The following is a 12,642-nucleotide window of genomic DNA, read 5'->3' on the forward strand; positions in this document are numbered from 1 at the left end:
TAAGTCAACTAGACAAGCTTCATGTAAGTGTGACTTGCCATGAATAAACCGCTAGGGTTATAAAGAGAGATTAATTGGTGGTAATTGTCGAAAAATAGTAGGGGAATGCGGTGTTAGAGGCGTTAGTATCAAAGCTGATGAGTGGCGGAAAAGTAAGCACGGAGTTAAAAACACTCCAAGGTGCTACTACCATGCTTGCGAGTTATGCTGCAAAAGATTTTAATGCGGCCTTTGCGACATTGGTGCAAGCCCTAAAGCAAATTGATACCCAAGAACAGCGCAGCCCTAAAAAGAGAGCGCAAGCGTTCATTTATTCAGAAGACACTGCGCGTAAATATTATAAACATCTGATGAGCCAATTGATTCGGATGTTAGATGCGCAAGACTTGGCTGCCAACAGCTATTACCACATGGTGTTGGGGTTTCAAGAGGCATTGATTGAATGTTATCGCACCTTGGTATTTTCTCAGCCAGATGCAGAGAAAAAACTAGGCCGGGACATCTTAGGCCAACTCGTTTGCCGTTCATTGCTACTATTGGCAGATAAAGCGTTTATCCAATATCTTCGCTATGAGAGTCCAGATGATGCTGATTGGGCGAATGCGAATAAGTTTTACGCGATGGCAGAGTCCGCCGGCTTTACACATGAGTTAATGCCGCTGTATGGCACCACAACCGATAGCAAAACATGTGAAGGTGAGTTTCTGAGAATGCAAATCTTGGCGCTTTCTCAGCCACAATGCTTCTCTCCACTTCAAATCGCTGTGTTGAATGATTGGTTAATCAAGAACATGCAGTTCTTGTCGATTGATAAAGAGATCAACCCCCAGGCGCACAGCTTTGCAATTAACCTACAAACGGCAGAGCCGGCCGTTATGCTGACTAGGAAAGAGCTTGGTGATGGTATTCGCTATCTTAGTACGCAAAGCTTAATTCAACGCGGTGGCATGGTTCTCAAGCAGCTAGAACAGCGTACAGACTTAAAATCGATGGGTTTTCCAAGTAGTATTGCGCCTGAATTAGTAGAAGGCATCTTTTCAAGAACGACAAAATGTTGGTCTAGAAGCCAGTATCCTAAACGGCGTGATCAGCGTGTCACTGCGCCAGAAATTGGTTTGTTATACCAAGGCGTTACTGCATTGATGGCGTCGTTAAAGTTTAAAGAGGGGGGCGCAAATGAGCCAATTAAAGCCCCTTCAGCCGCCTTTGATACACGAGTTCATAGCCGTAATGGTGTAACCACCGTTAAGGTTGACGAGTCATTACTAGATGAGCGTGCGCCTTCTAGTATGTGGTTGGTCGAGGATCATAGTGTTTATGGGCTTGGATTGCGCCAGCATAATACGGTCCTTCAGCGTCCTGCGATTAATGATATGGTTGCCGTACGCTTCCAGAATAAGCTCAGAGTATGCGTCGTGCGCCGTATTTCGATGGGGCAAGATGATCGCCAAGAGCTTGGACTTGAAGTGTTGGCAGTTGATCCTCAATTAGTGATGCTGAGAAGTAGTACGGGTATTACCCTTGAAGCTGTCTTTGCTGTTGGCATTGAAGGGACTGTTAGGACAAGAGCTTTATTGCTACCACCTCATTTTGAGCCCCGTCCAGATCCTTATCTGTTGGTGTACAAAGGCAAAGAATATAAAGTTCAGATAGATCCGCAACCGAAGAAGTTTTCTGGCGGAAATATATTCTCATTCGTAATTCCAGATTCAGCAGGACAGAAAAAAACATAAATGGATCTCACCCTTATTCAGTTAATTGTTTCTACTTTGGCAGTCCTTGTGGCTGCCTTTGTTTTCATCGCACTTCGGAAGTTATCTAATCGCCTTTCAGATTTACCAAGTGCCGATCAACTCAATCTAAATCATCGAGAAATGCTGATGGACCTACAAAGAGGGCTTTCAGAGCAGTCCACTCGATTGAGTCAAGCGTTGCAAGAGAGTAGCGAGCGGCAACAGCGGATTCAGATGGAGTTTAGTGAACGATTAAGACACATGATTCAATCCACGAATGAAAGTCTGAGGCAGGCTGTATCTCAAGAGTTGAATCAGACTAGGCAAGGCATGGAGCAATTAAATCGGTTCCAGCATGAACGATTATCGCAATTACAGCAGCATCATTTGCAAACACTTGGTGATTTGAAGTTTGAAATGCAGGCCAGACAAGATCAGCTGCGAATGGAGTTGATCGAAAAAATGAGTGCTGTCCTCGCTGAGCATGGGGTGCAGTCGCAAACTATCTTGCAAGAAACGATGCGCCATGTGTCTGGTGCCTTAATTGAGAATATTGAGAAACTAAACCTTACCGTTGCAGAACGCTTAGATCAGATTTCTGGAAAAATGAATGAAAGGTTGGAGGATGGGTTTAAGAAAACCAATGAAACCTTTGCTAGTGTGATGGCGCGATTAGCCGTGATTGACGAGGCGCAGAAGAAAATCGATGGCTTAACGAGTAATGTCGTCAGCCTTCAAGAATTGCTAGGAGATAAGCGGTCTCGAGGTGCATTTGGTGAAGTTCAGCTAGAACATTTAGTGAGAAATCTGTTGCCAGAGCAGGTCATTCAATTCCAAGCGGTTCTGTCTACGGGCGTAAGGGCTGATTGCCTGCTTGACTTGCCTGCGCCTACCGGCAAAGTGGTGGTAGATGCTAAATTCCCGCTGGAAAACTATCAGCGAATGTTTGATCTGCCATCCGACATCGAAAGAAAAGGCGCTAGGTCAAACTTTGTAAAAGATGTGAAAAAGCATATTGATGATATTGCCAATAAGTACATTCTTCCGGGGGAGACATCAGATGGTGCGGTCATGTTTGTTCCTGCCGAGGCGGTATTCGCAGAGATCCACGCCTATCATGAGGAGTTGGTTAGTTATGCTCAGCAAAAGCGGGTTTGGATTGTTTCTCCCACGACGTTGATGGCTGTTTTGAATACCGCAAGGGCGGTGCTCAGAGATGCGCAAATGCGTGAGCAACTACATGTGATGCAAAAAGAATTGGTTAAACTGGCTGAAGAGTTTTTACGTTTTGATAAGCGGATGAAAAACTTGGCAACGCATATTGAGCAAGCTCATAAGGATGTGCAAGAAGTGCACATCACAAGCCAGAAAATTAGCAAACGATTTGCCGCAATTGAGCATGTTCAGTTAGATGAAGAGGTTGAATCAATGGCCGAGCAACAAAATACATCCGCAATTGAAGAGCGGTAGTGCGGGCGACTGACTATTTGCTAGTGGGAAGATTGGCTGTTTTTCTTTTTTCTACGGAAATAAATAATAGCCGTCGCGGTGATGACAATCGCTAGTACAATTAAGATGCCTTTTTGGCCGACATGAACCCAGCTCATCAGCCATTCGCGCTTATGTGCTCCGTAGTAGCCTAGGTATACCCACACAGGCACACTGATTAGTGCTGCAGATCCATCTAATAACAAAAACCGCCAAAAAGGAACTCTTCTGGTCATGCCTGCGGTAAGAAAAATGGGAGTACGTAAGCCAGGAAGGAAGCGGGCAACAAATAACACCCGTTTGCCGTATTTGTGAAATTGGTCTTGTACGGCGGCATACCTAGCTTCGGTGAGAAACTTTGCAACCAGTGGGAAGCACCTGACGCGCTCACCATAGACTCTGCCAGCGACAAACATCATGGAGTCACCAACTAGTACGCCGGCTAAGCCGACGAAAAACATGGTGTTCACATCCGCATAGCCAAGACCCGCAATAATTCCGCCGGCAACAAGAGAAATGTCTTCAGGAATAGGGACGCCGAAGCCACAAATGAGCAATACAGAAAACACGGCCGCATAGGCAAATAGCGGGTTTTCATGCGCATGTGAAAACAAATTGACCAGCAGTTGCAAGTTATCCATGTAATGTTCATCGTGCCATATGCAATTTGTCAGGCATATTACCTGAATTTGCAATTGAAAACACTTTCTTCATGTTTGTTTTACCAACGTTCATTTGTCTAAGATCATATAATTGCAAGATGACAACTTGTGAGTGGATTGCTTTGCCATGTCAGATTTTCGCCTTTCAATAGATCACAGTGCACTTATGCATAACATTGCATGGGTCCAGCAGCGTTTGCAAGGACGTAAATGGTTTGCTGCTGTATCGCTTAACGCCTTTGGGCATGGCATAGACGGCGTACTTCCTTACTTAGCCGGTAAAGCATCTGGATATTTGGTTCACTCCTTAGAAGAGGCAAACGAATTACGTCAGCACGGGGTGAATGATCCTATTGTCTTGATTGGTGCATTAAGTGACCCTGAAACGATCTATCAAGCCGCAGAACTAGATGTTGGCGTCACCATTGCGGACCATAGAACGTTAGAGTGGCTTTTATCTGCTTGGTTGCCAAGTCGGTTAAATATTTGGTTACTCGTTGATGTTGGGTGTCATTTAGTCGGGTTTGATGAAGCGGCGCTAGCAGCGGTGATTTCTCGGTTGAAAAATAGCAATCAAGTGGCGAACCTGTATTTGATGGCACACTTGACGATGATGGATCTTGGGCAAGCGGTGATCCAGATGGAAATGTTTGAGCAAATTTCAGCGCCTTTTGCGATGCCGTCTTCTGTCGTTTCAAGTGCCATGTTGTTAGAGCCTTCTGCGCTGACGGGCGATGTGTGTCGAATAGGCCGCGCGATCTATGGCTTGCTGCCAGATGCGGGGTTGCAACCTGTCATGCAGGTAATGGGTAAGTTGGCGGCGATTAAGCTGGTAGAAGCGGGAGAGGTGCTCGGTCGTTTTTCAGAGCTGCATGTCGAAGAACGAATCAAAATTGGTATTGTGAATTTGCCGGCGAAATCAGACTGTATTGCCATCATTCGCGCATTTTCTCGTGTATATGTAAACGGGTCTTACGCAAACGTTTTAAATGTGTTTGATCTTGGCTTTCTAGTGGTTGATCTCTCTGGGATTCCTGGTTGTTCCGTAGGGGATGATGTGGAGTTCTTGGGAGAGAATACAACAGCGAACTGGATGGCAAACCATCAGGTGTTTAGTCCGCTGCTGCTAACTGCATTATTCAACGCTTAACGCTGTTGATTTGTTTACTGCTTAATTTACTACCTCAATCCCAATTTGTTTCCACATAATGAGATCATTCTCTCAATCGATGTAAAGCCAACTGCAGGGCCATTCTCTTCTAGATAGACAATATAGGTTTCTGGGCGCTCTTCATGTTCTAGTTCAACGATATAGCCTTGGTATTTCTTACCGCGTGCAAATCCATATACGTCTTGAACCACAAAATATTCGCCTGGTTTAAACATGCGCTGTTTGTCTTGTGATGTAAACGTAGGGGCTTGGCCTTCCCTTGGTAGGGTCTTTACGCTGCCAAGAAAACAGGTCGTGTAATCTGTTTGTTTTAGTTCAGTAAATGAAATATCTCTCTGTATAGTGAGTAATGTTTTTACTTCGAGCTTTGTTTTCTTTGGTAAATCAATCAAGTTGTTGATTGGGTTTACTTCGGCTCGAATTGCTGGTGCTGTTAGCAAGATGCTACTTGCGATCGCTAGCGGGAGCAGTTTCATATTCTTATCCTGATGCCTTGAAAAAAATGACACTAAGAAGTCATTTATCCATGTACTGATTAAGATGATAAAACACAATGCTTAATTGTAGCACTAGATTGCAAGCGTCCTAGTTGATCAAATAAGCTACCATTGAGCGCATGCGCAACATTAAATCTTAAAAAGTGCTTCGCATTTGCTGCGGTGCTCATTAAGTTGCCCGGTGCTAAGACGATATGCGCATCTAATGCTCTGGCAGCTAAGTCAGGTGCTTCTACCCCTTCTGGTAACTCACACCAAAGAAACATGCCGCCCTCTGGTTCTGCTGATACTTTCCAGCCTAACTTATCAATTCTTGGTCTGGCGTACGCCATTGCAGTCGCTAGTTTTCCTTTTAGCTTTTCTACATGCTTTCGGTAATACCCTTCTGTAAGCAATTGGTAAACCACTTGTTCAACCGCTTCAGATGAAGTAATTGATGTGAGTAGTTTTAAGTCAGTTAATTCATTGACTAAGTCTTTATGTGCCGTTAAAAAGCCGACGCGGAAGTTCGCTGATAACGTTTTAGAGAAACTGCCCACATAGATGACACGTTGTAGTTGATCTAGCGCTGCTAGGCGTTGGGTCGGGATGTTTTGTAAATCACGATAAATATCATCTTCTACGATATGAAAGTCGTGGCGATGTGCTAGCTGTAGCAGTCTAAATGCGATGCCAGGGGCGATGCTTGTTCCAAGTGGGTTGTGCAATACGCTATTGGTTAGGTAAAGCCGTGGTTTGTGCTGGATAATGGCTTGTTCCATTTTTTCCAGGTCTGGACCCTGCGCATTTCGAGGGATTGGTATGATTTGTACTCGGTGTAACTTTAGGTTTCCTCTAAAGTTAAAGTAACTAGGATCATCAATCATGACGCTATCGCCACTTCTCAGGAAATAGCGCAAGATGAGATCAATCATCGACATTGCGCCGCTACCTAACAGAATTTGAGAAGGGCGTGCATCAATATCCATTTCAGCAAGTCGTTGCTGTAGTTGTTGTCTGAGAGGAAGATAGCCTGCTGGAAGTCCGTAGTAAGTGGGGCGAAGAATAGGGGAGCGAGATAGCGTTCTTAGCGCTCGTCTCGTGTCTTCAATCATTAACCACTCGGTAGGGAGCCAGCCACATCCGGGTTTTTGCATATCGCTATCTTGAAGCAACATTTGCCGCATTAGCCAAACGGTATCAATATCGCGCTGTATAGGGGTGTCAGACTCTGGTGCCGATACGGTTTGGTTTTTTCCAGCAACAAAAAAGCCAGCGCCTCGGCGTGACTCTAGAAAACCCTTGGCAACGAGCCGATCATAAGCTTCAACCACCGTAAATTTGCTAACAGACAGGGTCTGAGCTAAATGCCGTATTGAAGGCAGACGCATGCCTACCTGCCAAACTTTTACCTCAATATTGCGAATTATTTGATCAACAATTTGCTCAACTAAAGGTTGGTTTTTTTTGTGATCGAGAACAGGGAGTGCATGCACGATTGTCTGCCTTACTATACCGGTACAGTTTCATAAATTGTATGGTAACTGTATCTGCTTGGCGAGTCATTTGTTTCATAGGATTTGTGCTTGGTAATTTCAAAAACAAATAGATTGGGGGCTGGCAATGAGGGATGCGACTTTTTATACGTATGATGTGTTCACGAGCGAGTATTTTGGTGGCAACCCATTGGCAATCTTTCCTTGCGGAGAATGGATTGATGATCGGCAAAAGCAAAAAATTGCCAGAGAGTTTAATTTGTCAGAAACGGTTTTTATTGAACCATCTGATCTAGTTGATGTGAGTTATAAACTGCGTATTTTTACGCCTGCAAAAGAGCTGCCATTTGCTGGGCATCCAACAATTGGTGCGGCAATTCATTTAGCGAGAAGTGGTCTGTTTGGCGATATTTCACATGGAGAGGTTAGAGCCCTTGAGGTTAAAGCAGGGGTGATCAATGTGTCTTTTGAAGTGTCAGATGGGGTGATCAGCGCTGCAAAATTAGTTGCACCACAACCCCCTCGTTTCTTTGATGATGTGCCAGAGGTTTCCTTTCTGGAAAAACTTACAGGGTTGTCGTCAGAGGAAATTCGTTTAAATGACTTTAGGCCTCAATACGTTACTTGTGGAACGGATTATTTATTGATCCCTGTTCGCGATCTTCAAGCACTTAAACGGTTCTGGATGAGCGGGGCTTATTATCCTCAAGCTATTGAATTGGCAAGAGAGGTGGGCGTCGATTTGAATGGCTTATTTGCTTTTTCCAAGGTCGAGGACAAGTGGCAGGCCAGAATGCTATGGAATGATATGGGGATCGCAGAGGATCCCGCAACAGGAAGTGCTGCGGTTTGCTTGGCTGCTTACTTGGCTAGCCGTGAACAAGGTACATCAGGGATTTTCGAGTGGTCGCTCTCGCAAGGGGTTGAAATGGGTCGCCCAAGTAGTTTGATCATTGGAGCGCAAAAGGAAGATGGCGTTGTACGGGCGTGTTCGGTTGCTGGCAGTGCGGTCAAAGTTAGTAAAGGGGAGTATTTGTGTCTTTGACGACAACGAATGTTCATTCCGCTACCATTTGGCGAGGAATGCTCTGGGGGATGGTTGGTGTAATTGGATTTGCTGGGTCATTTCCATCCGCCAAGTTTGCTTTGCGTTCGCTTGATCCATTTTTTATTGCGTTTGGCAGGGCTGCCGTAGCGGCCTTACTTGCCGCGATATTGTTATTGGTGACGAAGCAGCCATTTCCAAAGGAAAAAAGGCAGTTAAAACTGCTTGCAATATCTATTGCCGGCGTGGTTGTCGGCTTTCCTGTGTTGTCCAATCTATCCCTTTTATATATCCCGACTGGCTATGTTTCTGTGGTGAATGGATTGTTGCCCTTGTCAACTGCGGTGATTGCGACATTATTTGGCGGAGAAAGGCATCGATTTGCATTTTGGTTATGGGCGGTTGCAGGGGCTGTATTGGTGCTTGTCTTCTCTGTTGTAAGGGCTAGCCATGTCGCTGCCAATCCGAATGAAGTTTTAGGTTTTGCATTAATTATTTTTGCGGTAGTTGTTTGTTCGATGGGCTATGTTGCGGGCGCCAAACTCGCTGCTTCTGTTGGTAGTTGGCAGGCCATTTGTTGGGCCCTAGTTTGTAGTGTGCCATTGCTAATCTTCCCTGTTTGGCACTTTCGCCCAGTTGGTGTGGTCGAACCGGTAGCTTGGTATGGTTTTTTCTATCAGGCCTTGGTTAGCATGTTTTTGGGTTTTTTTGCGTGGTACAAAGGGTTGTCTCTTGGTGGGATTGCAAGGGTGGGGCAGGTTCAGTTGTTGCAGCCGTTTATCTCGCTATTTTTGGTTGCTTGGCTTTTGCATGAGTCGATTGATGTCTGGATGTGGGTGGCTGCGGCTGGCGTGGTTATTTGTGTTGCAATGGGTCGAAGAGCCTAAAGTGTAAAATTAAGCCTTTGCTTAAATGTGCTAAAGTATTAAATCCGCTATTTTTTTGCTAAATGTGAGTGAGCGACAAATATGTACCCATCTCAACTTCAAGGTGAATCAGGTCCACAAATCATTGCCGACTTTAGAAGTGATACCGTGACAAAGCCGACGGCTGCTATCCGCGAGGTAATGCTGAATGCGCCGGTTGGGGATGATGTTTTTGGAGATGATCCGTCGGTCGTGCACTTAGAGTCATTTGCCGCCGAAATGATGGGGTATGAAGCTGGGTTATTTGTTCCAAGTGGGACGCAAAGTAATTTGATTGCGTTGATGACGCACTGCCAGCGTGGTGATGAATATATTGTTGGGCAGGATGCGCACACTTATAAATACGAAGGTGGTGGGGCGGCTGTCCTTGGGAGTATTCAGCCGCAACCGCTACAAAATCAACAGGATGGAAGTATTGCGATTGCAGACCTATTGGCTGCAATTAAACCAAATGACTTTCACTTTGCTAAATCAAAGCTATTTACGTTAGAAAATACGATTTCAGGAAAAGTGCTTCCACAGAACTATGTGGCTGAAGCTACGGTGGTGGCGAAAAGTAAAGGACTTTCGACCCATTTGGATGGGGCACGCCTTTTTAATGCGGCCGTCGCATCCGGTGTCGAGGCCCACTATTTGTGTCGAGGATTTGATTCTGTTTCTATCTGTCTTTCAAAAGGGCTTGGTGCTCCTGTTGGGTCACTTCTTCTCGGTTGTAAAGCATTTATTTCTCAAGCAAGGCGATATCGAAAGATGTTGGGTGGGGCGATGCGACAGTCGGGCTTGCTCGCTGCCGCAGGTGAATACGTGTTGAAGCATCATGTCGAGAGATTGGGTGAGGATCATTATCACGCTAATCGCTTAGCGGATGGTTTGCGCTCAATCGAACAACTGTCAGTAGATGGTCCTTTTACCAATATGCTGTTCGTGAATGTACCTGCAGAATGTGCCAATGACTTTGCTACGTACTTGCGTAAAGAGGGGGTTTTGGTGACGGGAACTACCCGCCAAAGATGGGTGACTCACTTAGATGTAGATCGCTCGGCAATTGATGCATCGATTAGAATTGCACGGAAATTTTTCGAATAAGTGAAAATAAATTAGGTTTTGATACTGGTAGTCATTGAAAGTAAAACATGTCTAAAGAACTAATTGCGCAGCACTTAAATGAGGCTGCGAATGTTTTGAATAAGGTGATTGAAAGCCCTGAGTTTCTTCAATCTGTTGCAGATGCCGGTGATTTGCTCGTGTCTACATTTAAAGCGGGTGGGAAAGTGATTTCATGTGGCAATGGAGGGTCCCATTGCGATGCTATGCACTTTGCTGAAGAATTAAGTGGTCGCTATAGGGATGACCGCCCCGCCTTGGCTGCAATGGCGATTTCTGATGTGTCCCATATTACGTGTGTGGGTAATGATTACGGGTTTGATCACATTTTTTCTCGTCATGTAGAGGGCTTTGGGCGAGAAGGAGATGTATTGCTGGGGATTTCTACCAGCGGTAATTCCAAAAATATCCTTAAGGCAATTGAAGTGGCAAAAGCTAGGGGCGTGAAGGTTATTGCGCTACTTGGTAAAGACGGCGGCAAAATGAAAGGTATGGCAGATGTAGAGATTATCGTGCCTCATTTTGGTTATGCAGATCGTATCCAAGAAATACATATCAAAGTAATTCATATGCTGATCCATCTGGTTGAAAATGGGATGGGGTATTTGGCTGAGAAGTAATTTCTCTCATCGCTAAGTATGAAAAATTGATCCATAGTTAATTAAAAGGTGAAGCGGTCATGTTGAAGGCTGGTTATGCTGGGCTAGGTATCATGGGGCGCCCAATGGCGCTAAATCTGACTAAAGCTGGTTTTTCTTTGGCTGTCTATTCACGGCGTAAAGCATCTGCAGAAGAATTAATTACTGCTGGAGCAGAATTTGCAGAGACGCCTGCCGCATTGGCTGCTTTGGTAGATGTGCTTTTTATTAATGTCTCAGATACGCCGGATGTAGAAGACGTCTTGTTTGGTTCTGAGGGGGTTGTTCACGGTGCGAAAAAGGGGTTGGTCGTAGTCGATATGGGGACAACCTCTCCAAGTGCCACCCGCGAATTTGCCGCGCGTTTGCTAGAGAGTGGTGTGGATTTGTTAGATGCGCCAGTGTCAGGTGGTGAAGTCGGTGCTATTAATGGCACGTTAACCATTATGGCCGGTGGAGGACAGGTTGCTTTTGATCGTGCCAAACCAATGTTTGAGGCGATGGGCAAAACCATTACGCATGTTGGTGCGGTGGGCGCAGGGCAAGTGGCTAAAGCTTGTAACCAAATTGTGGTTGGCGGCACGATTGTTGCTGTCGCAGAGGCGCTATTGTTTGCTGAAAAGCAAGGTGTAGACGGTGCAAAAGTACGTGAAGCCTTGCTGGGCGGTTTTGCCCAAAGCAAGATTTTGGAGGTGCACGGCCAGCGCATATTAGATGACAACTTTAAGCCTGGTTTTAAGACTAAACTTCATCAAAAAGATATGCGCATTGTTTTAGAGGAAGCACTAAATAAGCAAGTTGCACTGCCTGGTGCGGCTCAGGTCTTGCAGTACCTCAATGCTTTGATGGGGATGGGCGAGGGTGAACTTGACTCTTCGGCCATTTTTCATGTGCTGTCAAAAATGTCTAAGTCTTGATTGGCTTGATTAAAAATGCAGCTTTGTGCTAATATCTATGGTTAGCTTAACCTAAAAATAGTTTTTAGGTAATTCCCCTGTTTGCTGTATCAAGGGTGCGTTTAATAAAACGTGTGTTTGCAGCAAGCAGTAGTTATAACCCCTGATGGAGTTTTAAAATGTCTGTTTCTATGCGCGATATGTTGGAGGCTGGTGTTCACTTTGGTCACCAAACTCGCTTCTGGAACCCAAAAATGGCACCTTTCATTTTTGGTCACCGCAATAAAATTCATATTATCAACCTTGAAAAAACCGTGCCAATGTTCAACGATGCGTTGAAATTCGTTCGCACATTGTCTGCAAACGGCGGCAAGGTTATGTTTGTTGGTACAAAACGCCAAGCTCGCGAAATCGTTGCTGAAGAAGCAGCGCGCGCAGGCGCACCTTTTGTTGATCAACGTTGGTTAGGTGGTATGCTAACTAACTTCAAAACCGTTAAACAATCTATCAAACGTTTGCAAGAAATGCAGGCTTTGGTTGAAAGCGGTTCTGACAAGTACAGCAAGAAAGAATTGCTGGACATGCAACGTGACTACGAAAAGCTAGAAAAAAGCTTGGGTGGTATCAAAGAGATGGGCGGATTGCCTGATGCACTTTTTGTTATCGACGTTGGCTACCAAAAAGGTGCTATCGTTGAAGCGAAAAAACTAGGTATTCCAGTGATCGGTGTTGTGGATACAAATAACTCACCTGAAGGTGTGGATTACATTATCCCTGGTAACGATGACTCAAGCCGTGCTATTCGTTTGTACGCACGTGCAGTTGCAGATGCAATTCTTGAAGGCCGTAACCAAGTGATTAAAGAGTTGGTTGCTGGTCAGCAAGATGACGTGGTTGAAGTGGCTGCAGAGTAATCTCTTACACGCCGTTTCATCAAACAAAAGGGCGTAAGGCCCTTTTGTTTTATCTAGTGTCATAATGGAAGAATATGCTTTATTTGGTCGCAA

The 12,642-nt window shown here is 45.1% G+C and carries 12 protein-coding genes; 9 read left to right on the forward strand and 3 right to left on the reverse strand.

Annotated elements, in window-relative coordinates:
- Nucleotides 1-110 precede the first annotated feature (110 nt).
- Nucleotides 111-1,733: a cyclic-di-GMP receptor FimW-related protein gene (locus LIN78_RS08475; RefSeq protein WP_227180363.1), complete on the forward strand. Its 1,623-nt coding sequence runs from the start codon at nt 111-113 to the stop codon at nt 1,731-1,733.
- Nucleotides 1,734-3,203 (forward strand): DNA recombination protein RmuC, encoded by a 1,470-nt coding sequence (locus LIN78_RS08480; RefSeq protein ID WP_227180364.1) that lies wholly within the window; start codon nt 1,734-1,736, stop codon nt 3,201-3,203. It abuts the gene before it with no gap.
- Nucleotides 3,204-3,223: 20 nt separating this feature from the next.
- Here LIN78_RS08480 and LIN78_RS08485 read toward each other — a convergent pair whose 3' ends face one another.
- Nucleotides 3,224-3,862, reverse strand: coding sequence for a DedA family protein (locus tag LIN78_RS08485; protein WP_227180365.1), 639 nt, complete (start codon nt 3,860-3,862; stop codon nt 3,224-3,226).
- 148 nt (nt 3,863-4,010) lie between these two features.
- Between LIN78_RS08485 and LIN78_RS08490 the strand changes: the two genes are divergently transcribed.
- Nucleotides 4,011-5,033 carry an alanine racemase gene (locus LIN78_RS08490; RefSeq protein WP_227180366.1) on the forward strand — a complete coding sequence of 341 codons (1,023 nt, stop codon included), beginning with the start codon at nt 4,011-4,013 and terminating at the stop codon, nt 5,031-5,033.
- Between the two features lie 29 nt (nt 5,034-5,062).
- Here the strand turns inward: LIN78_RS08490 and LIN78_RS08495 are convergent, their stop codons facing one another.
- Together LIN78_RS08495 and LIN78_RS08500 are read right to left on the reverse strand one after the other, a co-directional pair.
- Complete coding sequence (locus LIN78_RS08495; RefSeq protein WP_227180367.1) at nt 5,063-5,530, reverse strand: hypothetical protein; 468 nt, start codon at nt 5,528-5,530, stop codon at nt 5,063-5,065.
- 59 nt (nt 5,531-5,589) lie between these two features.
- Nucleotides 5,590-7,026 carry an aminotransferase-like domain-containing protein gene (locus LIN78_RS08500; protein WP_227180368.1) on the reverse strand — a complete coding sequence of 479 codons (1,437 nt, stop codon included), beginning with the start codon at nt 7,024-7,026 and terminating at the stop codon, nt 5,590-5,592.
- A 127-nt stretch (nt 7,027-7,153) separates the two neighbouring features.
- Here LIN78_RS08500 and LIN78_RS08505 point away from each other — a divergent pair, with 127 nt between their 5' ends.
- From LIN78_RS08505 to rpsB, 6 genes are all read left to right on the forward strand, one after another.
- Complete coding sequence (locus tag LIN78_RS08505; protein WP_227180369.1) at nt 7,154-8,071, forward strand: PhzF family phenazine biosynthesis protein; 918 nt, start codon at nt 7,154-7,156, stop codon at nt 8,069-8,071.
- Nucleotides 8,062-8,958, forward strand: coding sequence for a DMT family transporter (locus LIN78_RS08510; RefSeq protein WP_227180370.1), 897 nt, complete (start codon nt 8,062-8,064; stop codon nt 8,956-8,958). The genes LIN78_RS08505 and LIN78_RS08510 overlap by 10 nt, the downstream gene beginning before the upstream one ends.
- Before the next feature lie 81 nt (nt 8,959-9,039).
- Nucleotides 9,040-10,083, forward strand: a complete 1,044-nt coding sequence (gene ltaE / locus LIN78_RS08515; RefSeq protein ID WP_227180371.1) for a low-specificity L-threonine aldolase — start codon at nt 9,040-9,042, stop codon at nt 10,081-10,083.
- A 47-nt stretch (nt 10,084-10,130) separates the two neighbouring features.
- Nucleotides 10,131-10,721 (forward strand): D-sedoheptulose 7-phosphate isomerase, encoded by a 591-nt coding sequence (lpcA, locus tag LIN78_RS08520; protein WP_227180372.1) that lies wholly within the window; start codon nt 10,131-10,133, stop codon nt 10,719-10,721.
- 59 nt (nt 10,722-10,780) lie between these two features.
- Nucleotides 10,781-11,656: an NAD(P)-dependent oxidoreductase gene (locus tag LIN78_RS08525; RefSeq protein WP_227180373.1), complete on the forward strand. Its 876-nt coding sequence runs from the start codon at nt 10,781-10,783 to the stop codon at nt 11,654-11,656.
- Between the two features lie 158 nt (nt 11,657-11,814).
- Nucleotides 11,815-12,549 (forward strand): 30S ribosomal protein S2, encoded by a 735-nt coding sequence (gene rpsB / locus LIN78_RS08530; protein WP_227180374.1) that lies wholly within the window; start codon nt 11,815-11,817, stop codon nt 12,547-12,549.
- Nucleotides 12,550-12,642: the final 93 nt, after the last annotated feature.

This window comes from Leeia speluncae (assembly GCF_020564625.1).
GTDB classification, from domain to species: Bacteria; Pseudomonadota; Gammaproteobacteria; order Burkholderiales; family Leeiaceae; genus Leeia; species Leeia speluncae.